The organism is Amycolatopsis sp. NPDC004747, from assembly GCF_053601335.1.
Map to the genome: position 1 here is coordinate 83,980 of NZ_JBSGBQ010000022.1, position 21,502 is coordinate 105,481.

Sequence of the window (21,502 nt, forward strand, 5' to 3'; positions counted from 1 at the left end):
CGCAACGGCAGAGCGGGGTTCGGGCATCTAACTTGATGTGCACTTCGAAGAGTTCGCGCGCGAGGAGCTGCCCGAATTGGTGCGGTTCGCGGCCGTCCTGACGGGCGACCGCGACCTCGCGCAGGACGTGGTGCAGGACGCGCTGGTGCGCGCCCACCAGCACTGGCGGCGGGTGACCGCGGCCGAACGCCCGGAGCTGTACTTGCGGAAAATGGTGGTCAACGGCTACCTCTCCTGGCGCCGCCGCTGGTACCAGCGGTCCGTGCAGCCCACCGAGGACGTCACGAGGTTCACCGAGACGGCCGTTCCCGATCACGCGGAGAGGATCGCCGACGCCGGGCAGCTCGCCGAATTGCTGGCCACCCTCTCGCGATCACAGCGGGCCGCGATCGTGCTGCGCTTTTACGAAGACCTCGACGACCGCGAAATCGCCGAACTGCTCGAATGCGCGGTCGGGACCGTCCGCAGCCACATTTCCCGCGGACTCGGCGTCCTCCGCCTCCGGATCGGCAACGGCAAGCAGGCCGTGGGCTGACCGGAACCGGCCGCCGGAAATCCCGCCGGAACCCGTAGTCCCCCACCCGGTCGCCACCCACACGAGTTCAGGCGCTGGACGCCGGAAGAGCACGCCAGAACAATGGTGGCAACCGGGGAGGGGGACACCATTGCCGCGTCGTGAGCGACCGCTTGATCCGGACGGTGACGCGCTGACCCGGTTCGCGGTGGATCTGCGACGGCTGCGCCAGGCGGCAGGCACGCCGACGTACCGGGATCTCGCGCGGCGGGCGCACTACGCGGCGGGCACGCTCTCCGACGCGGCCGGTGGCCGCAAGCTGCCGACGCTCGCGGTGACCCTGGCCTACGTCAAAGCCTGTGGTGGCGACGCCGAAGAGTGGGAGCGACGCTGGCACGCCGTCGCCGCGGAGGCCGATCCTCCGGCGCCCGCCGAGGCGGACGGCACAGAGTGCCCGTACGTCGGGCTGGCGGCGTTCCAGCCGGAGGACGCCGATCGCTTCTTCGGGCGGGACGGGGCCATCGAGGCGCTCGCGCGGCAGGTGGCCGCACGGCGCTTGGTCGCGGTGTTCGGTGCCTCGGGTGCCGGCAAGTCGTCGCTGCTGCGGGCCGGGCTGTTGCCGGCGGCCCGCACCGGTGCCCTCGGCGACGGCAACCCCTGGCCCGCCGTGCTGCTGACGCCGGGGGCGCACCCGCTGGAGGAGTGCGCCATCCGCTTCGCGCGGCTCACCGGGAGCACCCCGGGGCGGCTGAAGGCCGAGTTCGCCGCCGAGCCGCGGAACCTGCACCTGATCGTCCGGCAGGTCGTCGACGCGCACCCGGCGGGCGTCGATCTCCTGCTCGTGGTCGACCAGTTCGAAGAGGTCTTCACCCAGTGCACCGACGACGGCGAGCGCGCCGCGTTCCTCCGGGCGGTCCTGGCCGCGACGCAGGAGGACGGCAGCCGGTGCCGGGTGGTGCTCGGGATCCGGACCGACTTCTACACCCACTGCGCCCAGCAGCGGGATCTCGCCGACGCGATCGAAGGTGCGCAGCAGCTGCTGGGGCCGATGCGTCCGGACGAGTTGCGAGCCGCCGTGACCGGGCCCGCCGCGCGTGCCGGGCTCATCGTGGAGAACGCGCTGATGGACCGGATCGTCGCCGACACCACCGGCCGGCCCGGCTCGCTGCCCCTGCTGTCGCACGCCCTGCTCGAGACCTGGCGCCGCCGCCACGGGCACGCCCTGACCCTGTCCGGCTACGAGAAGGCCGGCGGCATCCACGGCGCCATCGCCCGGACGGCCGAGCACACCTACACGACGTTGAGCGGCGACCAGCGGCAGCGGGCGCGGCAGATCCTGCTGCGTTCGGTCGCGCTGGGCGAGGGAACCGAGGACACCCGGCGCCGGATCGCGGGCCGGGAGCTCGACCTGACGCCCGACACGGTCGTGGTCTTGGACGCGCTGGCCCGGGCCCGCCTGCTGACCCTCGACCACGACGCGGTGGAGATCGCGCACGAGGCGCTGATCCGCGCGTGGCCGCGGCTGCGCGGCTGGCTGGACGAAGACCGCGACGGCCTGCGGCTGCAACGCCGGCTCACCGACGACGCCGCCGTCTGGCGGGACCTGGACCACGACCCCGGCGTGCTCTACCGCGGTACCCGGCTCACGGTCGTCCGGGAGTGGGCTCGCGACTCCCGCACCCTGCTCACCACCGACGAGCAGGAGTTCCTCGACGCCGGTCTGGCCGCGGACACCGCCGAGCAGTCGGTGTGGCGGCGGCGCACGCGGCAGTTGCGGTGGCTCGCCGCGACTCTCGCCGTCCTGCTCGTCGCGGCTGCGGCGGTGGCCGCGGTGGCGGTGCGGCAGCGCGAACGAGCGAGCGCGCTGGAGCGGATCGCCACGTCCCGGCAGCTGGCGGCCGACGCCCGCGGGTTCTACGCGAACAACGACACCACGCACGCGGCACAGCTCGGCCTGGCCGCGTACCGGCTCGCCCCGACCGACGAGGCCCGCGACATCCTCGTGTCGGCCGCTGCCCGGCGGGTGCGCCTCCCGCCGGACGTGGAGACGGTCCGCAGCGAGCTGAGCCCGGACGGCCGCCTGCTGGCGACAACGGGTTTCGCCGGCGGCGTCCAGTTGTGGGGCCTGCCGTCGGCGGCCAAGCTGGCTTCGATCGCCACCGACCCCAGCCGCACCCCGTCACTCGCCTTCAGCCCCGACGGCCGGTTGCTGGTGGTGGGGGACGGATCCGGCACCACCCGGCTCATCGACGTCAGCGATCCCCGGCGGCCGCTGGTGCTGGCGGGCATCCCCCTCTCCGGTCCGGCCGCGGTCAGTCCCGACGGCGACCTGCTGTCCATTGCGGGCACCGAGTCCACCGAACCGCGGCTCTGGTCCATCAAGTCCCCTCGCGAACCTCGTGGCATCTCGGGATTTCCGCAGTATTCCGACGAAATGACTCTCGGCGTCGACGGCATCATCCTGATCCGGCAACGAGAGTACGAGTACTACCAGGTCTGGAAGGTCGACCAAGGGTCGTCCTCACTGACCGAAATCTCCAGGCTGCCACCCGAAATCGGCCAGATATCGACGTCGAGCCGAGACGGTCGCACACTCGTCACCCGCGACCTCGCCGACACCACGGCGACAACGCTGCGGCTGTGGGACGTCCCCGACTTCACGGTTCCCCACCCCCGGCAGCTCGCCTCGATCGCGGTGGCCCCGGGCAGCGGCAACGCCCAGTTCAGCGCGGACGGCAACGCACTGGCCATCCCGGGTCCGGCGCCCGGCATCCAGCTCCTCGACGTGTCGGACCCCGGACATCCCCGCAAGCACCTCGACTTCGCCGATCCCGGACTGTTCGCCTCCATGGCCTTCAACCCGGGCGGCCGGCAACTGGTATCGACGGACCTGAACCGGTTCGTCTACTTCTGGGACACCGACGTCGACCGCGCGATCGGCCGGGTGGAGCGGCGCGGGCCGTAGCTCGCCGGTGTCGCGGGCACGCCTACGAGGAGAGTCTCTCCGGCGAGCTCTGCTCCCATGCCGTGCTGAACAGCGACAGCGCAAGGTCGTAGAGCAAGCCGGGACGCCGGGCGGCGATGCACGGCGAGTGACGGCCGTGCACCGATCCGCCGTACAGCGTCAGGTACGCCATCTCGTTGGTGATGACCACCCGGTGCGTGTTCGGGAGGTTGTACAGGCGCAACGACACGTTGCCGTGGTGCCGGGCCGCCGCGGTCACGAAGTTCGTGTTCGTGCGGACCTGTTCGGCCAGGAACCCGGCCGAGAAGGTCGGGTCCGCGCGGCGCAGGTCCTCCTCGCGCCTGGCGAGCCATGAGCCCGGCCCGGGCCGCGGATCGGGCAACAGGACCTCGACGAACTGCGGTGGCCGCCGCGTTCCCCCCGTCCACACGGGCGTGAAGGTGTCACGGGTCAGCTCGTTCCCGCGGCCCGTCAGAACGCGGATCCACTGGGCGTTGACCAGATCGCGGGCCAGATCCGGACTGGCGAGTTCCTGGCGCTCGTACACCTGCTGGACCCGTAGGCCCGCGAGCCGTGAGAACACCGCGGTCAGCACCCGCCGGAGCCGTTTGGAGAACACCCATCCACCGGCGACGGTGAGCAAGGTCGCGGCCAGCGAGCTGATCACCCCAACGACGAAGTCGGCCACGTCGCTCACCGAACCAGGTAGGGGATCAGTTCGCGGACCACGCCGGCGGCATTGTCCGCCGCCGACGGCTGGGCGTCGTCGTTCTTCCGCTCGTCGGCGAAGTCCGAAATTCCCCGGACCACCACCCAGGGCAGGGCACCACTCCCGCGGCAGAACTGCGCCAGCCCATCGGACTCCATGTCCACCGCCAGGATCTTGTCGCTGAATGCCCGCAGGTACCTCAGCACCTCCGCGTCCCCATGGGCGATGACGCCGTTCCCGGAGCCGATCAGGCCGGACCGCGCCTTGAAACCGGGGAACACGGCAGGCTCACCTCGCGCGGAGAAGAACTCGCCGACGGCCCGTCGGATGGTCTCCGGGGCCTCCCGGCACCGGCCGCGGCGTTGCGTGCCCGCCGGTGTCTCCTTGTGCAGGTCGTATCCCACGACCTCGGTGGCGACCACGACGTCGCCGAGGCACAGGCACGGATCGATGCCGCCGGCGATTCCGGACAGCACCAGCACCTTCGGCGCGAAGCGCTCGACGAGCTTGCGCGCCGCGTCCATCGCGGCACCTTGGCCTTGGCCTTGGGTTCGCACGGCCGCGACGCGGGCGAACCGGTCACCGGTGTGGAAGTCGTCGTCGAGCGGTGACAGTTCGAGCACCCGGCGGACAGCACGGGTCTCGTCCACGGTCATGGTGATCACCCCGACTTCGCAACCGGTCTGCGGAGTCTCGACCGGAGCGGGTGCCGTGTTGACCGACGAGTGCGGGCCGATGGCCACGTATTTCAATTCGGCGGCGTCGTTGAACCACGGGCCGTGAACGTTGATGTTCGTGCTCATTGGTCTGCTCCTGGTTTGCTCGCCGGGTTGTCCGGAGTCGGCTGGTTCACCTGGGCGTTCGGGCCGATCGCCGAATTGTCGATCTTGAGGTCTCCGGTGCTGAAGACGTTGGCGTTGATGATGGTGGTGACCTGCCGCTCAACCGCGGAGACGTCCATTCCCTTCTCCTTGAGGAAGTCGACGATCGAGTCGAGCAAGGTGTTGAGGATGACGTTCTTGTTCTCCTCGATCTCCTGGCGGTCGAACTCGACGTGCCGGCGCCGGTCGACCCGTTCGACCTCCTGGCGCAGGCTGAAGCGCGGGCCGACACCCCTGCGCCGTCGTGGCTTCGCCGCACGCTCCTGCCGTGCGTAGAGCGCCCGGGCGACCACCCACGGGGCGGTGGTCAGGCGCCACGTGTCGCCGGCCTCGCGAGGAAGGTCGGCCAGTGCGCGGAGCGCCGAGCGGACCACCGCACCCGCGCCGTGCTCCCGGTGGGCGTCGACGGAGAGGAACTCGTACGGCAGGCTTGTGAGCATGCCGAGCGCCATGTCGACGTTCAACGTGCGTGCTCGCAATGTCAAGCCCACGAACAGGGTGGTCACCACTTCACCGGTCTTGCTGACACTGACTTCCAGGTAGTGCTGCAGACGCCGGTCCGGATCGTTGGTGATGTCGTCCATCTCGTCGGGTGTCGGTTCGACGGCCACCAGGTGCCGGGCCGACAGCACCCTGTCCTGTGGGATGAACAGCCGATCGCGCACGCGCAGGCCCGGCAGCCCCGGCCCTTCGTGCGGTCTGCTCAGCTCGGTGGCCTTCTTCCGGAGGAACCGCATCAGCTCCGCGGCGTCGAAACGGGGTTCGTCGCTCGTGATGAACTCGGCCTTCCTCGCTTCGTCGCGAACCAGCTGGATGGACCACTGCGGCCACCTGTGCACTGCTCCACTGCCCACGAACGGACTCGGAGTGCCGAAGGTCGAATATTCGTGGCTGTACACCACCAACGTGCTCGTCTGTTGTGCGTCAACCACTTTCGCCCGCTCGGACAGGCGCGCGGGGCGAAGGTTCGCGGCGAGGTGCAAGCGGTTCACGGCGAGTTGCCGGACCGCGCCCGCGGCGGCCGTGAGCACTGCCGCCACCGACAGCAGGATGCCGCCTTGCGGGAGGGAAGCCGCAAGGGAGGCGTGGGCGGAGCGCGCGATGAACACCACTCCGGCGGCGAGGGCCGAGCAGCCGGCGAGCTCGAGGAGGAACCGGCGGGTTTGTTCCTTCAGTTCTTGTTCCTCTTCGTCCGGCACCTTTCTGCCCAACCACTTCCGCCCCAGCGAAAGCCCCTTGAGCTGCACCGCTTTCAGGAACGTGCGCGGTACGTCCACCACCAGCGGCATCGCCGCGATGGCACACCCGGCCAGCGCAGTCGCAGTGATGTCGGTGAGAAGGCCGGCGGCGAACACCGTGAGGGTGCCGATCTGGTGCACGGTGCCGAGCACCCACGCCCGCCGGGCGTGCTCCAGGACCGGAACGAGATCGAACCCGTAGGACGGCGGCACGCGATGCCGGCAGTCGTTGTGCACCCGGCGGATGACCAGGTCACGGAAGCGGCGGTTGAGGTAGACGCCGGCGCACAGACGCCGGGTGGCCGTCTCCGGTCGGCTGCCGGGTGCTGTCGAAGTCCTGCCCATGGTGCCACCTCCGCATTATGGGTCACTCTGACCATAAGTGCCCCTGTCGTTAAGGTCAACCCGACCATTAGGGGGTATGGTGGGGTCGTGATCAGTGAAGCTGCCCGAAAGCCCCACGCCACCGGCGTGGCCGTGACGGTCGACCTGGTGATCTTCACCATCAGGACCGACCGGCTCCAGGTCTTGCTGGTCGAGAGGGGCAAGGAGCCGTTCCTCGGCAGACCGGCCCTGCCCGGCGGGTACGTTCGTGAAGGGGAGACGCTGAACGGCACGGCACTGCGAGAGCTGAGCGAGGAGACCGGGCTCGACGGCCGGCGACTCCACTTGGAACAGCTGAAGACCTACGGTGACCCCGGCCGCGACCCGCGCGGCAGGGTGATCACGGTGGCCTACCTGGCACTGGTGCCGAACCTGTCCACCCCGGTGGCAGGCACCGACGCCCGGGCGGCGAACTGGGTGCCAGTGGATTCGGTCGATTTCGGCGAGCTCGCCTTCGACCACGCCGCAATCCTGCACGAAGCGCTCGAATGGGCACGTTCTCAGCTGGAATACACGACCGTCGCCGCGGCTTTCTGCGTGGAGCCTTTCACCATCAGCGACCTCCGGCAGGTGTATGAGGTGGTGTGGGGATTTTCCCTCGACCCGAGCAACTTTCGTCGAAAAGTCACCGGCGCAGAGCAGTTCCTCATTCCCACAGGTGAGCGCAGGGCTTCGGAAGTCGGCCGGCCGGCCGCGCTCTATCGACGGGGGCCGGCTCGGTTGCTCTTTCCCCCGTTGATGCGTTCCGCAAGCAAAACGCGGTAGCGAGCCTGAGCCGGTCGACCGGGCAACCCGACAACTCCTGCCGGCGCTCATGTCGGCTCCCCTCGTGGAGATGTCGCTACGGCACGTTCGGAGTCGTTCCGATAATCGGGGCTGTTACGGCAGCACCCGGCGTTGCATCCAGCGGGAACCGGCGCCTGGGCCGACACGAGTACAGCCGCGGCGCCGGCGAACCTCCGACGGCTCGATGCCGAACGCGGTCCGCGCGTGGACAACACCGAGAAGAATCGAAAGTATGTCATAATGTAGCGGTGCCAAACGAAATCGACAGCAACAACGTTCACAATGCCATACAGGCGGAGATAATCAACGGGAACGTCAACTTCAGCTCTCCGCGCAGTTCTTTCGTGGACCAGAAGCAAAAGGCGGTTGATCATCTGGCGTCAGCCCAGGCACGTACGCGAATGGGCGGAATCCGCACCCTTGGCGAGCTCGGTCAAGACTATCCCGCCCGCAGGCAAACAATGGTCGACATGATCTGCGACTACCTCCGGCTTCCGTTCGAAGAGAGCGATCGCGGCGAGGCGGAGGTCCGCCGCACGGCACAGAAGGTTCTCGCCGATCACCTTCGTCCCGAACGAAACGCGGACGGCGAGGCGTCAGACCCGTTGTTCTGGCCCAACATGAATGTCGACCTGAAGGGAGCCAAGCTCATAGATGCCAATTTCTCTCTCTGCGAGTTCGACAGCGCAGACTTCGAAGACGCCAGCTTCATGGGCGACACCTGGTTCCTCGGAGCGAGATTCAGCGATGAAGCACGATTCGTGTCCGCAACCTTCGACGGATGGATGACCTCCTTCCAGCGCGCCAGGTTCGAAAAGGTGAGCTGGTTCAGATGGACGACGTTCAACGCCGAGGCCGACTTCAGCCAGGCGCATTTCGGAATCAATGCAGAGTTCTCGCGAGCGCATTTCAAAAAATCAGCAAACTTCACCTACGTCAGCGTTGCCGGATGCGGCTGGTTCACGCATAATCGCTTCGAAAGGGGCGCTTATTTCAATTCGGCGACTTTCAAAGCCGCGAACTTCATCGAAGTATACTTCCGCGACGAGGCCGACTTCAGGGGCGCAACGTTCACCGGCGCACCACCCGGATGTGAGGCCGTGCATTTCAACCCCGACAAGGACAGCAACCTCTACCACTGGCCCAGTGGCTGGAAGCGGACGTGTGATGAGCGCGAGCCCGGTAGCCCGGGCGAAGGACAACCCCTCCGCGAGAGTCGCGACACACCGCAGAGCCCGCAGCTCCACGACCTCGCCCGCGCCGACGATGACGAAAGTGATCGCTGAGCAGTCCGCCTGGATCTGGTTCACGCCCGCCCCGACGGCTGCGACGAAGGCATGCACATCGGCACCGCATTCATCCCCCGTCCTCCCCCGCCGAGGTCTCAGCCGCCGCGGCTGATGCCGTCGGTCGTGGTCTCCGCAGCTTCTGGACCAACCAGAACGCCGGTGGCTGGGACCCGCTCACCCTGCTCGCCGACCTCGGCCGACGGCCCGCCGAGGTCGGCACCGCCATCTTCGCCACCTACCCCCACGCCCGCGCCGGCTTCGCCGAACAACTCGCCGCGATCGGCAAGATTCCCGCGTACCGCGCCTCACCCGGCCGCGCCGGACTCGCCGACCCGCCGGCAGACCGGCCTCCAGCGCGGGTGGCCGAGCCGTAACCCGTGCGAAGGAGCGCGGCAACCCGTCACCGCACGGTTCCCCGAATACCGCTGCGGCGGGGCGAACCCCCCTCCGGTCAAGCGGAATTGCGTTGGTGCCGGCCTGGTGATCGGGAACAATCGCCGGAATGGACATGCACGCCCTTCTCCGCCGGGTCGACCCACTGGCCGCGCCGGCACGGCGGCGGGTCCTCGCCGATACCGCCCGCGCGCTCGCCGGCTCGCCGGAGCTGGCCGTCCTGCTCGCGGAACTGGACGCCGTCCCCGGGCCTCCGCGTGCCTGGGCCGCGATGATGGCCGTCATCGCCGGCGACGACACGCACCTGCGCCGCACCCTCGTCTCGGCCGACTCCCGGATCGCCGGGCTCGCGATGGACCACTGCGCCCGCCGCCGCCTGTACTTCGACGTCCTCACCGCGGCGCTGCCGGTCGCTCCCCTCGCCTGGCGGCACACCCTCTACCGCACCGTGCGCGCCACCGGCGCCACCGAGTGGGCCGAAGCGCTCCTGCCCTCCGTGCGCGCCCGCTTCGGCGACCACGAGGCCGCCGCTGTGCTACCGGCCTGCGAAGCCGGCACCGTGGCGGCCTTGCTGCCGGACCTGGACTTCGCCGTGCCCAACCTCGCCGCGCTGGCCCGGCGGCACCCTGCCGTCGTGCTCGCACACCTGCGCCGCCGCCTGGCCGAAACCGGCGACGGGGGCCGCAAGGCCGTGTGGGCACAGTTCGGTCCCGCCCTGCGGCACCTGCTCGAGCACGACTCCGGGCCGGTCGTCGACCTGCTCGCGCGCTCGGGGCCGCTCGCCGGGCTCCCGGCAGGCTCGGACCGGTGGCTGGCCACGGCGATCGCGGCCGATCCGGACCGGGTCGTGGCGATCCTCGCCGATCCCCTGCGCCGTATCACCTTCCGGCCGGGCCGAAGCACCGAACGCGCCCTGCGGCGAGCTTCGAACGAGTCCCTGACCTCGCTCGTGCACACTTCCTTCGGCTACGCGCCCAGGTTGACGGCGTTGCTGCGGGCGCTGCCGCCTGCCCGGCGCGCGACCGTCCTCGGTGGCGCGCTGGGTGACCGGGACCTGCACCAGGCCGGGCTGCCGATCGCGCTGCTCGACGTCCTGCCGTGGCGGGCCCGGCACGAGCACGCCCGGCGGCTGCTCGCCTCCCGTCCCGTGGCCGACCACCCCGACCTGCGGTTGGCGGCGACCGCCCGGTTGCCGTGGCCGGAAGCCGAGCCCGTCCTGCGCACCGCGACCGCCCGGCCGACGGCTCTGGAGCGAGCCCGCGGCTACCCGCTGCTGATCGGCGCGGCAGCCGCGACCCGGGACCCCGGCGTCCTCGCCCGGGTGCTGACGTCGCTGACCCGGCTGCCCAACGAGCAGGATCCGGTCCGGTGCGCCGCACTCACCACCACCGCCGCGCTCCCGGGGTGGCTGCTGTGCTCAGCCGATCCGGCCGCGGTGGTCAAGCTGGCCACGGACGCCGTCCAGGCGCGGGACGCGTCCTGGGGCACCCGCCAGGCGGTCGGCACGCTGGCCGTCACCCTGGTCCGGCAGGGCACGCTCACGGCCGAACCCGGCCTGGTCGAAAGCGGGCTGCAGATCCTCGCGCTGTCCGGTGGCCACGCGCACACCGTCACCCTGCACCGGCTCGACCGGGCCCTGCCCCGCGGCGCCGAGCACGCCGTGTGGTCCGCGCTGCGGCCGCGCATCACCGCCGACGCCCGCGCCGGCCGCTACGGCCTGGTCCTGTCCCTGGCCTCGGGCCTGTGCCGGCGCGCGTGGACGATGCCCGATCTCCAGGCCCTCGTGGGCGAAGCGACCGGCGCGGCCGACGACAGCACGGTGCGGCGGGCCATCGAGCTGTGGCTGGCCCCACCCGCGACCCGGGACGAACGCGTCGAAACGGTGCTCCGCCGCGATCCGTCCACCATCACGGTGGCCGCGGTGGCGGACGCGATCAGCGAGCGCCGGACCGACCTGCTCGACCTCGTGCTGGACCGGCCACCGCACGGCCGGTTCGCCACCCGGAGCGTCCGGCTGGTCCCGACGTTCGGCGGGTCGCTGCGGCACTGGCTGCCCCGCCAGGTCGCCCGGTACGCCGAGTTGCTGGCCGACCTCGCCACCGCTCCCCGCAAGCCGGTCTGGGAGCGGGTGTCGGCCGTGCACCGCCTGGCGAACCTGCCCGGCGCCGTCCTCGACGACGTGGAACCGTTCCGCCACGACGACGAGGTCGCCGTGGTCGAGGCCGCGCTGGCCGGCCTGGCCCGGACCGACCGGCCCGGCGCCGCTCTGGGCACGTTGCTCGGCTACGTCGACACCGACCGCGCCCGGGTCGCCGTCTACGCGGCTCGCCAGGCCGCCCGGGCCATCCCGCCTGCCGAACTGGGTGCTGCGCTCCGGCCCGTGCTGGCCGGGAAGAAGCTCACCTCGCGCAAGGAAGCGATCCGGTTGCTCGCCGAGCACCGCGTGCCCGGCGCGGCCGCCGAACTGGCCACCCTGTGGGCGTCCCCGGAGCTGCACCGCGATCTCCGCCGCGCCATCGTGTCGGCCGCACGCCAGCTGCTCGACGACGACCGTGCGTGGCGATGGCTCACCGAAGCGTCCACTGTGGACGCTGTGGCCACGGCGGTCACCGAGGCGCACCCGCTGACCATCGCCGAGCGGTACCGGGCGCGCTACGGCGCGCTGGTGCGGACCGTGGCGAGCAGCACCGACCCGGACACCGCGCAGATCGGCTTGACCGCCTGGCCCGCGTGGAGCGCCTGGGACCGCGAAGGACTCCTTGCGCTGGTCGCCGTGATCGCCGACCTGTCCGGCACCGCGACCTGGCAGACCGCGGTCGAAGTGGTGCTCACGGCGTGCGCGGTCACCGGTGATCCGGAGCCGTTGCACGCGGTGGTCACGACCCTCGCCGGCATGGACGACGTCGCCGCCGACGGCCGGGACCAGCCGGCGAGGCAACGACTGCGCCGCTTCGCCGGTCGTTTCGCGGGCCGCCTGGAGCCCGCCGACGAGGCCATGCGTGAAGCGGCGGAGAGGCTGTCGACGGAATTGGCGCGCTGGGCGGAGTACCGCACGGACGCGCTGGTGCTCGCCATCGCCGCCCTGCCCCACCGTGGCGAGCTGCTGCCGGGCGTCCGCCGGATCGCGGCCCTCGCCGATCGTCCCGCGCTGGCTTGGCAGGCAGCGGACCGGTTGGCGGCCTGGCTGGCCGAGCACGACCCGGGCCGGCCCGAGCTGCTGGACACCGCTCGTGCCCTCACCGCCGGTTCCGCGGAGGCGTCGCTGGCGGCGAGCATCGCGAGCGCGGCCGGTTCCCACGCCGGATGGCCACGTCCGTGGCGTGAGCTGGTGTCGGCGCTGCGCGGCCACCCCGACGCCGATGTCCGCGAACGCGCGTCGCGTATCGTCCTCGCTCCCGAGTGAGGAGCCGGGCCCTTTACAGCCCGAACGGAACCGGATCACACTGTCGACGGACACAGCAGGCCATCGTCGCTTCGGCACGGCTACGGGGAGAGCGCGATGACAGCGCACGGTCAGCCACCACTGTTCCCGTTCGACGAACCGCCCTCGACCGACCCGGCTGCCGAAACGATCCGCATGCTGCACGCCGACCCGGTGCCGTTGGTCCGGTTGGCCGCCGGGCACGAGGTGCGGCTGGTCACCCGCTACGACGACGTCCAGCGCGCGATGGCCGATCCGCGGATGAGCCGGGCCGCGCTGGCGACACCGGACGCACCCACCATCGTCCCCGGCCTGCAGGCGCCGGACATGATGCCGAACATGGACCCGCCCGACCACACGAGACTGCGCCGCCTGGTGGCCAAGGCGTTCACCACCGGCAAGGTGGAGCTCCTGCGGCCGCGGGTGGAGGCGGTCGCGGCCGGCCTGATGGACCGGATGCTGGCCGCCGGACCGCCGGCGGACCTGGTCGGCGCGCTGGCCGAACCGCTGCCCGGCATCGTGATCTGCGAACTGCTCGGCATCGCCCACGACGAACGCGGCCCCCTGCTCGCCTTCACCGGAGCCATGTCCATCACCACCACGTTCGATGAAGAGGCGGTCGCGGCAACCGGCGCCGTCGCCGCGTCGCACCTGCTCGGGTTGATCGAGCGCAAGCGGCACGACCCCAGCGACGACCTGCTCTCCCGGCTGACCCAGGTGCACGACGAAGACGGCGATCGGCTCAGCGAAGCCGAACTGCTGATCACCGTGATGCTGCTGATCGGCGCCGGCCAGGAGACCACCATGGCCCAGCTGGCCAAGTCCGTGCTGCTGCTGTCCCGCCACCCGGACCAGTGGGAGCGGCTGGTGGCGGCGCCGGAGCTGGTGCCGAACGCGGTCGAGGAACTGCTGCGGGTCGTGGCACTGGGACACGCCGGGCAGCCGCGAATGGCCCGTCAGGACGTGGAATTCTCCGGCCGGACGGTCGAAGCGGGCACCACGGTGTTCCCGGTCGTCAACGCGGCCAACCGGGACCCGGCCGTCTTCCCCGACCCGGACCGGTTCGACGTGCACCGCCCCGAGGCGGCCCACCACCTGTCGTTCGGCCGGGGTGCGCACTTCTGCCTCGGCGCGCCGCTGGCCAGGATGGAACTGCAGGTCGCGTTGCACGCTCTGGTGACCAGGATGCCCGGCCTACGGGTGGCCGAACGCGACGACGAGCTCGCGTGGCAGCCCGAGAGCCTGACCCGGGGACTGCGGCGGCTCCTGATCACGTGGTGAAACCCCGGGCGGCACGTCAACCGCCGACGCGGCGCCGACGCTCGTGCGCTGCGTCGACGACGCCCGGCCAGATGGGGCCCAGCGCGTCCAGCAGGGTCGCGGCCCGCCACTGTTGTGGCGCAACCGCGTCGAGCAGGCCGGTGGTCTCCGGCTCACGGTCGCGGGCTCGCCGGAGCATCGGTGCCTCGGCACCGGAGTACGCGCGGATTCCGGCGAGGAAGAGCAGGTTCGCGACGATCAGCCACCGGCCGTCCACGCCGCTCGGATCGGGACCGGCCTGATCGTCGGAAGGATCCGGCGCCACGAACCGAACCTGCCCCACGCCGGTGAATTCGCACGCTGCCGCGCACATCCCGCACGGGCGGTGGGAGCTCCACAAGACGGCCGTGGACAGCTCCGCACCGGTGGCGACGCGGGCCAACGCGTTCATCTCCGCATGGGCGATCGGGCTGCCCTGCAACGGGTCGTCGCCACCGGGCGGGTCGTACGCCCGGTTACGGCCTTCCGCCACGACCGAACCATCGGCGCCCAGCACCACGGCGCCGACCGGCAGGCCACCGGCGAGCAGAGACCGGTGAGCGAGCTCCAGGCTCCGGGTGACCCCCGAACCGGCGCCGTGCCACGCGGCGATCGAGTCCACCGCGGCATCATGTCACGTCCGCGGCGCCGGGTGGCACTCACCGGCCGAGCCCGGATTCACCCCGCCGAGTAGTTCCGGGGGTCTGCGCTGGCCGCGCCGGCCGCCGGTGGCGAAGATCATCTTCGTTGCCGACCCGACCCCGAGGTGTCACTTGACCGAAGCCACCTTCGACCCGATCGCCGAGCTGTACGACAAGTTCGCCGAACTCAGCCACGCCCGGTACCGGCGGTGGCTGGAACAGGTGCTGCCCGCCCACGGCGAACGGGCCGTGGACCTGGGTTGCGGCTCCGGGCGGTTCCTCGAGCTGCTCGCCGACCGCTACGAGAACGTGCTGGCCGTCGACGCCGCGGCCCGCATGGTCGACCTCGCCCGCGAACGGCATCCGCGGCCGCACATCCGTTACCGCGTCGGCGACCTGTGGGAGGTCACCCCCGAGGCGGAGGGGACATTCGACCTCGTCTTCAGCGTCAACACCCTGCACCACCTCGGCCCGGACCCGGCCGGCTACCTCGGCCACGTCCGCCGGCTGCTCCGGCCCGGCGGCCACGTCGTGGTGATCGACTGCGTCCGGCACACCCCCGGCTGGGCGTCGAACGCCCTGACCTACCGCGTGTACCGCTTCTCGCGCACGATGACGGGCGCGGTCCGGGCGGGACTCACCCGCCGGTCGGTGACCGACGCACTGGCCAGCTACCGGTTGCGCCGCCACCCGAATTGGCGCAACCTGGCCGCCCAAGCCCCGACGCTCATCCGCGCGGAGTTCCACCACCACTACGCGACGGCGTTTCCCGGCGCCTCGTTCACCGACTCCCTCGACCCGGCGGTGTGCGCGGTTTCCGGTGCGGTGCAGGCGGATCCCGTCTTGCCGCACCCGCGCGACCCCCGGACGCAATGAGCGCACCGCCAAGCCGCGGACGTTCCGGGTGGGTCCTCCTCGGCCGAGTCCGAAAAGGACCCACGGAACCTCAGCGGGGCAGGACGAGGTGGTCGGCGATGGCGTAGAGCTCCGCCCGCGCGCCGGAACCCGCGACGGCGATCGGCTCTCCATGGACGGCCTTGAGGATCCAGAGCGTGCGGTAACCCTTCTCGTCCAGGTAACGGGTTTCGTGCCCTTGGACCGGTTCCCCCGCGGTGCCACCCACCTGGCCCGCCTCGTCGCTGCGCACCTGGACCGCCGGCCAGGTGCTGCACGTGCCCACCGAGTAGCTCGTGCGCAACTCGCTCGGACCGCCCGGGCCGCCCTTCTCGACGCCGAACGTGCACATCCGCAGGCCGGCGGGCAGCGTGCCGAGGCCGTACGCCGGGGTGACGGTGGTCGTGCCCGGGAAGGTGACGTTCTCCGCGACGCGGCGGCCCGCGTCGGTCAGTTCCTGCGCCGACGCCGTGCTGCCCGGCCGCGCGGACACGTTGACGTACAGCGAGCCACCCTCGGGGTGGGTCAGGTACACCTCGTACCCGCCCGGGCCACCGGAGTTCGAGCTCTCCACCCCGGCCCGCCCGCCGAGGGTGACGGGCCGGCCCGGGCCGGACTTGAACATGGCCTGCTCGGCCGGCACCATCCGCATTTCCTGCACGTCCACCATCAGCACCTGACGCCCGGAGGTGACGGTCAGCAGGTACTCCCCGCCGTACACCGGCTTGTCCGGCTCGGCCGCGCTGCCGCCCGTGTTGATCCGCCGTGCGAGGTAGTCGGCCTTGCCCGGCGGCAGCCAGCCGAGCGAGAAGGGCATGGGCAGCTCCGCGATGGCCGCCTTGGCCGGTGCCGCGACAGCGACGGGGCCGGCGCCGGTGGCGACCTGGGGCTCGTGCGTGGGCCGGTCCAGCGCGACGACGGCGCCGGCGGCCAATACCAGCAGGACCACCCCGGCGCCGACCGCGAGCGGGCGGCTCACCACAGCGCGCTTGCGGTCGAGACGCCGGCGGGTGGCCGCCAGCACCTGCTCGCTGTCGGGGGCGTCGGGCTCGTGCGCGGTGAAGGTGTCCTTGATCAGCTTCTCGATGTCCATCAGCTCTCCTTCACCTGGGCCATCCGGTCGATGTTCAGGCCGTGTCGCAGGGTCGTCAGTGCTTTGCGGGCGTGGGCCCGCACGGTGGCCTGGGCGCAGCCGAGCAGGTCGGCGATGTCGGCGTCGGCGAGCTGCTCGTAGTACCGGAGCACCACGACCGCGCGCTGCCGCCGCGGCAACCGCGCCAGGCGCTGCCACATGTCCTCGCGCACCGCGTGCTCCGCCGCGAAGTCGTCCGGCCGCGCCTCGTCCGGAGCGTCGCCCACGGCGATCAGCCGCGCCGATCGGCTGCGCCGCCAGGACAGGTGGTCGTTGGTCACCATCCGCAGGACGTACCGGTCGGGGTGGTCGGCATCGCTGACCCGCGACCACCGTCGGTACACCTTGACCAGCACGTCCTGCACCAGATCCGCGGCCTGTTCCCGCTCCCCGGTCAGCATCGTCGCGTAGCGCAGCAACCGCGGCAGGTGCGCCCGGACGAAGTCCTCGTAGTCAGCCATCACCATGAAGACGGCCGCCGCGCGAGATCCGTGTACCTCCACGCAGAACTTCGCCGCGGACCGACGGCGGACCGCCGGGAGGGGCGTCTCGGCCTGCGGGCAGGTTCAGCCGAGTTCGCTCGGCACGACGGCAGCCCGGATGAGGGGCAAGGGCTGCTGGTGGTGGGGATTGGGCCCGAGGCGGGCGAACAGGTCCGCGGGCAGCCAGCGGTCCAGCGGTTCCGTCCGGTCTCGCGGGAGGGGCTCGGTTGCGGACTCGAAGAACACCCCGTTCGAGGTCGGCCTACGTCGGTCGCCGGGGAGCAGTCCGGCGACCGATGCGTACGGCGAACCGAACCACGACCACCACGTCGGATGGGGCGGCAGACCCAGCCAGCCATCCTGGTGCCGCAAGGTGCGCACCGTCATCTCGGTCTGGCCGTCAGCCAACGCCGACCTACCCGACCAGAGGTGGTCGCGGGTGACCTCGGCGGAGGCGTAGAAGGTGCCGAGGGTGTCGGCGAGTGCGGTGAACAGGTCCCGGACCGCGTCTCGCCACGGCGCCTGCCGCAGCGGTTCGGCAAGCAGCGTGAGGGACATCGACCAGAAGCGGTCCGGGAACTGCTGCCCGGGCCCGCCGCCGAGGTACCCACCGGTACACGGCCCGGAGCCGGAAAAGAACAGCATCGAGGACGTCACCTCAAGCCACGCCTTGGTGAAGCCTTCCTCACCCGTTTCGGAGTACTTGCCTTGGAACGGTTCATAGTCCCCGAAGCGGCGTGGCAGTGCTTCCGGCAGGTGACGTTCGGCCGCCGCGATGAACAACGCAGGTGCGTCGGCCGGGACCTGCTCACGCAGGCAGTTCCACACGAGACCGACCATGGGGACACGTGTCTTCCGCGGCGGTCTCACGATGGCCCGCGACTTGGAACGCGACCACGTCCGGCCGGTCTGCTGGTCGAGCAGCACGCCGTTGAGCGCGGCCGCGAGCTGCTTGGCGAAGCGCAGGGCGTGCGGGATCTCCGATTCGCTGCTGCCCTCCACCAGCACCGAGTACAGATAGCGCGCCCCGAGAAGGAGGCCGGTCACCTCGACCGGCACATCTTCGGGGCCGACCCGGTCGGGCCCGTCGACGGTGAACGAGCAGCGCCGGCGGATACCGCGTACGACGGTCAGTGATCGCCGGCTGTCGACGCCCTCGATCTCCAGGCCCGAGGTTGCGTTCACCAGGCTCCGCAGCGCGGCGGCGTCGAGCTGGTCCGGCGTGTAGACCTGCAGGTCGTATGACATGGACGAATGCTGCCACAACGATCTCCGGCGGCGCGCCGATCATGCCCGCGTGGCAGTGTTCGCCGGACGCCCGTACGCGGCCATGAACATGTCCAGCAACGCGTCCACGGCCTTTTCGTCGGCGATGCGGGTCGAGAGCAGGTAGCGGTAGTACAACGTGCCGCACAGGACTTCGGCCGGGAAGGTCAGGTCGACGCCGGCCACGAGCTCCCCGGCCTGCTGGGCCCGGACGATCCGGGCGAGCGTGCGTTCCTCGACGGTGCGGAGGAACCGGTCGTGCAGCGTGGCCCGCAGGGTTTCGTCGGACTGGGCTTCGGCGATCAGCGCGCGGTAGACCGGCCCGATCGGCGGCGCGGCGAGCGCGGGGGCCGACCGCAGGAACTGCTCGCGCAGGTCGGCGCGGACGTCGCCGGTGTCGTGGTAGTCGAGGCCGGTGGTCCACACGCGACTGAGCGCGTCCAGCAGCAGCGCCGCCATCGACGGCCAGCGCCGGTAGATCGTGTGCTTCCCGACGCCCGCCCGGCGCGCGACGGCCTCGATGCTCAGGGCGGCGTAGCCCCCCTCGGTGACGAGCTCGAGAGTCGTCCGGAGCAGCTCGTCGGTGCGGGCAGCGCCTCGCCGCCGCGGTTCCTCGGCCATGCACCCGAGCTTATCGACACGCACCGTGCCATTGACAGCCCACCGGCTCGGCGATCATGATGACACTAACGGCACGACCCGTGCCGAAAGGACGCGAGGAGGACTTTCATGAGCATGTTCACGGCCGAAGAGCGCGCCGCGATGAAGGACCACGCCAAGGAGCTGAAGACCGCCGCCCGGCGTGCGTCGCAGGCCGACAAGGCAGCACAGGCGGAGCGGGACGTCCTCGCGAAGATCGCCGAGATGGCCCCGGCGGACCGGGTGCTGGCCGAGCGCGTCCACGCAATCGTCACCGCCCACGCGCCGGCCCTGGAACCGAAGCTGTGGTACGGCATGCCGTCCTACGCCCTCGAGGGCAAGGTCGTCTGCTTCTTCCAGAGCGCGGAGAAGTTCAAGGCGCGCTACGCCACCCTCGGCTTCAGCGACCAGGCCACCCTCGACGACGGCCCGATGTGGCCGACGGGCTTCGCACTCACCGACGTCACACCCGCGGTGGAGAAGAGAATCGCCGCGCTGGTGACGCAAGCGGTGCGATGAACGAACCCACCGGTGCCCGGCCGGCTTGTGGACAGTTGGCACACAGAAGGTTACAGATCGTAAAGATTTCGCAATAATTGCCAGTCACCCTGGGCGACGAGAAGCACACTGACCGCTACCCCAGGGGGCGCGATCATGAGCAACGACTCGACAGCCGCCGTTCACCCGGCCCAGGTGACCCGGATCGGCGGTTTGGCGCACCGACCCGCGGTCCTTGCCCTGCTTGCGGCGGTCACCGTGGTGGATCAGCTCGGCAAGTGGTGGGCCTGGCGGCACGCACCGCTGGCGAAGATCAACTACGGCGGCAACTTCCTCGTCGGCAACACGATCAGCCAGTGGTACGCCGATCCGACCACCGGCGCCCTGCTCGACCTGATGGACTTCGGTGTGCTGACCGCCGCCGCGATCGTGCTGATCCGCCGCCGGCCGTCAGCGGTCATCCTCGTTCCCGCGGGCCTGATGGTCGGCGGCTGGATCAGCAATCTGCTCGACCGCCTGGGGCTGCACTACCTGACCGCCCCGGGCAGCGTGCGCGGAGCCGTCGACTTCATCGCGCTCGGGCCGATTCGCTACAACCTGGCCGACGTGTTCATCGTCTGCGCCACGCTTCTGTTCATCCTCGCCGTGGTCGCAAGCACCTTGTCCACCCGCCGCCCCCCAGCCGCGTGCCCCGCACCTCCGGCACGACACCACCGACGTAGAACGTGGTTGTCCGGAGCCGCCACTGCCACCTGTCTCGTCCTCGTCGTCGGTTTCGGCGCGCTGAACTACGGCGGCGTGACCACACCGAACCCCTCCCCCGGCGCCAACAGGACCCGATGACCGCCGGCGCCGAGACAGCCGAGCGAGGCTATGCCGTAGAGCGTGCCCCAGCTGATCTCGCAGGCCTCGTCGGGGTCGGCCGGGACCACGCCGTGTGCGGCCGACCAGGTGACCAGCTTGAGCGGAACTTGCCCGGCTGGTCGGCGTGTCTCACGGGTGCGCGGCTTGGCCGCTACGTCCGGTTCGCGGCCTGCTTCACCGTCCTGATCACCGGCGCCGTCTCGATGTGCGTGATGGCGGGCAGCCCGGCCACCCGGGTGGTCAGGTAGTGGTACAGCTCGCGCTGGTCTGCGCAGACCACGGTCGCGTACAGGTTCGTCGGCCCGGTCGTGGCGGCGGCGAACGCGATCTCCGCGTGCCCGGCCAGCGCCGTCCCCACCTCCTCCAGGTGGGCCGGCGCGACCGAGAGCCACAGCAGCGTTCGCGGGCCGACGCCGAACAGGCTCACGTCGACGTCGATGTCCAGGTACAGCACCCCGCGTTCGCGCAGCTCGGTCATCCGGCGCCGGACCGTCGTCGGTGACCAGCCGGTCAGCACGGCCAGCCGCTCGACCTCGGTCCGGCCGTCGGCGGCCAGCGCGGCGAGGAGCCTGCGGTCCCCGTCGTCGAGCCGCACCGGTCCGGGCCGGTGCGGCACCGGGGGCGGGCGAAGCCGCTGGATCGCCGCCTCCTCCAGCGATCCGAGCTTGGCAACCAGGTTTTCCGGGCCACCGTAGAACGTGTGCAGCACGGAGTGCGCGCTCACCCCCTCCACTCGTGCGGTGCGGGGAAGCTTGGCCAGCAACAGGGTCTCGCTGTCGGCCACGCTTTCGGTCCGGACGGTACAGGTGATCTCCGTGCCGCCGGAGGTGATGCTCACCCAGGACGTGTCGGGACGCCGGGCCAACGCCTCGGCGACCGGGACCGACGCCGAGGGCGCGCAACGCACCCGCAGGAACCACAGCACCGCGCCCAGTGCGGTCGGATCGACCCCGCCCAGCACCCGCACCGCCCCCGCCGCCCGCAGCCGGGCGTACCGGCGGGCGATGGTGCGATCCGACACGCCGAGAACCTCGGCGATCGCGCTGAACGGCGCCCGGCCGTTGACCTGCAGGGCGTGCACGAGCCGTCGATCCAGCTCGTCGTAGTCGGATTCCACCGCTCGAAGCCTAGCGGGTGTCGGATATCGACTCGATCAAGCTCGTTTCTGGCGCCTCGGTGCCGGCCGGTCGAGGGTGGCTCACGTCAT

General features: G+C 70.9%; 18 protein-coding genes. 9 read left to right on the forward strand and 9 right to left on the reverse strand.

All coding sequences use genetic code 11. The annotated features are described in order from the left end of the window. The first annotated feature begins 37 nt into the window (after nt 1-37). Nucleotides 38-535, forward strand: a complete 498-nt coding sequence (locus tag ACWEGE_RS31205; protein ID WP_449664022.1) for a SigE family RNA polymerase sigma factor — start codon at nt 38-40, stop codon at nt 533-535. A gap of 130 nt (nt 536-665) precedes the next feature. Next, entirely contained in the window at nt 666-3,479 is a 2,814-nt protein-coding gene (locus ACWEGE_RS31210; protein ID WP_449664023.1) for an nSTAND1 domain-containing NTPase, read from the forward strand. 22 nt (nt 3,480-3,501) lie between these two features. Here the strand turns inward: ACWEGE_RS31210 and ACWEGE_RS31215 are convergent, their stop codons facing one another. The 3 genes from ACWEGE_RS31215 to ACWEGE_RS31225 are packed head-to-tail and all read right to left on the reverse strand — an operon-like array spanning nt 3,502 to nt 6,652. Continuing rightward, nucleotides 3,502-4,176, reverse strand: coding sequence for a hypothetical protein (locus ACWEGE_RS31215; protein ID WP_449664024.1), 675 nt, complete (start codon nt 4,174-4,176; stop codon nt 3,502-3,504). After that, the gene (locus ACWEGE_RS31220; protein WP_449664025.1) at nt 4,173-4,991 is read right to left on the reverse strand and encodes a 5'-methylthioadenosine/S-adenosylhomocysteine nucleosidase family protein; all 819 of its coding nucleotides are present in this window, start codon (nt 4,989-4,991) and stop codon (nt 4,173-4,175) included. The genes ACWEGE_RS31215 and ACWEGE_RS31220 overlap by 4 nt, the downstream gene beginning before the upstream one ends. After that, entirely contained in the window at nt 4,988-6,652 is a 1,665-nt protein-coding gene (locus tag ACWEGE_RS31225) for a hypothetical protein (RefSeq protein WP_449664026.1), read from the reverse strand. Before ACWEGE_RS31225 ends, ACWEGE_RS31220 begins: the two co-directional genes overlap by 4 nt. Before the next feature lie 87 nt (nt 6,653-6,739). Between ACWEGE_RS31225 and ACWEGE_RS31230 the strand changes: the two genes are divergently transcribed. The 4 genes from ACWEGE_RS31230 (at nt 6,740) to ACWEGE_RS31245 (ending at nt 13,861) form a co-directional block, all read left to right on the forward strand. Beyond that, entirely contained in the window at nt 6,740-7,456 is a 717-nt protein-coding gene (locus ACWEGE_RS31230) for an NUDIX domain-containing protein (RefSeq protein WP_449664027.1), read from the forward strand. A gap of 269 nt (nt 7,457-7,725) precedes the next feature. Continuing rightward, nucleotides 7,726-8,763, forward strand: coding sequence for a pentapeptide repeat-containing protein (locus ACWEGE_RS31235; protein WP_449664028.1), 1,038 nt, complete (start codon nt 7,726-7,728; stop codon nt 8,761-8,763). Nucleotides 8,764-9,268: 505 nt separating this feature from the next. Beyond that, nucleotides 9,269-12,562 (forward strand): hypothetical protein, encoded by a 3,294-nt coding sequence (locus ACWEGE_RS31240; protein WP_449664029.1) that lies wholly within the window; start codon nt 9,269-9,271, stop codon nt 12,560-12,562. A gap of 96 nt (nt 12,563-12,658) precedes the next feature. Beyond that, nucleotides 12,659-13,861, forward strand: coding sequence for a cytochrome P450 (locus ACWEGE_RS31245; protein ID WP_449664030.1), 1,203 nt, complete (start codon nt 12,659-12,661; stop codon nt 13,859-13,861). Between the two features lie 16 nt (nt 13,862-13,877). Here the strand turns inward: ACWEGE_RS31245 and ACWEGE_RS31250 are convergent, their stop codons facing one another. After that, nucleotides 13,878-14,501 (reverse strand): nucleoside deaminase, encoded by a 624-nt coding sequence (locus ACWEGE_RS31250; protein WP_449664031.1) that lies wholly within the window; start codon nt 14,499-14,501, stop codon nt 13,878-13,880. Between the two features lie 151 nt (nt 14,502-14,652). Between ACWEGE_RS31250 and ACWEGE_RS31255 the strand changes: the two genes are divergently transcribed. Then, complete coding sequence (locus ACWEGE_RS31255; protein ID WP_449664032.1) at nt 14,653-15,396, forward strand: class I SAM-dependent methyltransferase; 744 nt, start codon at nt 14,653-14,655, stop codon at nt 15,394-15,396. A 70-nt stretch (nt 15,397-15,466) separates the two neighbouring features. On the opposite strand, the gene ACWEGE_RS31260 is transcribed toward ACWEGE_RS31255, so the two are convergent. The 4 genes from ACWEGE_RS31260 to ACWEGE_RS31275 all read right to left on the reverse strand — a co-directional run bounded on the left by ACWEGE_RS31260 (nt 15,467) and on the right by ACWEGE_RS31275 (nt 18,915). Then, nucleotides 15,467-16,507 (reverse strand): hypothetical protein, encoded by a 1,041-nt coding sequence (locus ACWEGE_RS31260; protein ID WP_449664033.1) that lies wholly within the window; start codon nt 16,505-16,507, stop codon nt 15,467-15,469. After that, the gene (locus tag ACWEGE_RS31265; protein WP_449664034.1) at nt 16,507-17,007 is read right to left on the reverse strand and encodes a SigE family RNA polymerase sigma factor; all 501 of its coding nucleotides are present in this window, start codon (nt 17,005-17,007) and stop codon (nt 16,507-16,509) included. The genes ACWEGE_RS31260 and ACWEGE_RS31265 overlap by 1 nt, the downstream gene beginning before the upstream one ends. Before the next feature lie 105 nt (nt 17,008-17,112). Beyond that, nucleotides 17,113-18,276, reverse strand: coding sequence for a hypothetical protein (locus ACWEGE_RS31270; protein WP_449664035.1), 1,164 nt, complete (start codon nt 18,274-18,276; stop codon nt 17,113-17,115). 39 nt (nt 18,277-18,315) lie between these two features. Continuing rightward, nucleotides 18,316-18,915: a TetR/AcrR family transcriptional regulator gene (locus ACWEGE_RS31275; RefSeq protein WP_449664036.1), complete on the reverse strand. Its 600-nt coding sequence runs from the start codon at nt 18,913-18,915 to the stop codon at nt 18,316-18,318. A 108-nt stretch (nt 18,916-19,023) separates the two neighbouring features. Here ACWEGE_RS31275 and ACWEGE_RS31280 point away from each other — a divergent pair, with 108 nt between their 5' ends. Beyond that, complete coding sequence (locus ACWEGE_RS31280) at nt 19,024-19,452, forward strand: iron chaperone (RefSeq protein ID WP_449664037.1); 429 nt, start codon at nt 19,024-19,026, stop codon at nt 19,450-19,452. 135 nt (nt 19,453-19,587) lie between these two features. Then, nucleotides 19,588-20,274, forward strand: a complete 687-nt coding sequence (locus tag ACWEGE_RS31285; protein ID WP_449664038.1) for a signal peptidase II — start codon at nt 19,588-19,590, stop codon at nt 20,272-20,274. 172 nt (nt 20,275-20,446) lie between these two features. On the opposite strand, the gene ACWEGE_RS31290 is transcribed toward ACWEGE_RS31285, so the two are convergent. Then, nucleotides 20,447-21,412 (reverse strand): Lrp/AsnC family transcriptional regulator, encoded by a 966-nt coding sequence (locus ACWEGE_RS31290; protein ID WP_449664039.1) that lies wholly within the window; start codon nt 21,410-21,412, stop codon nt 20,447-20,449. Nucleotides 21,413-21,502 lie beyond the last annotated feature (90 nt).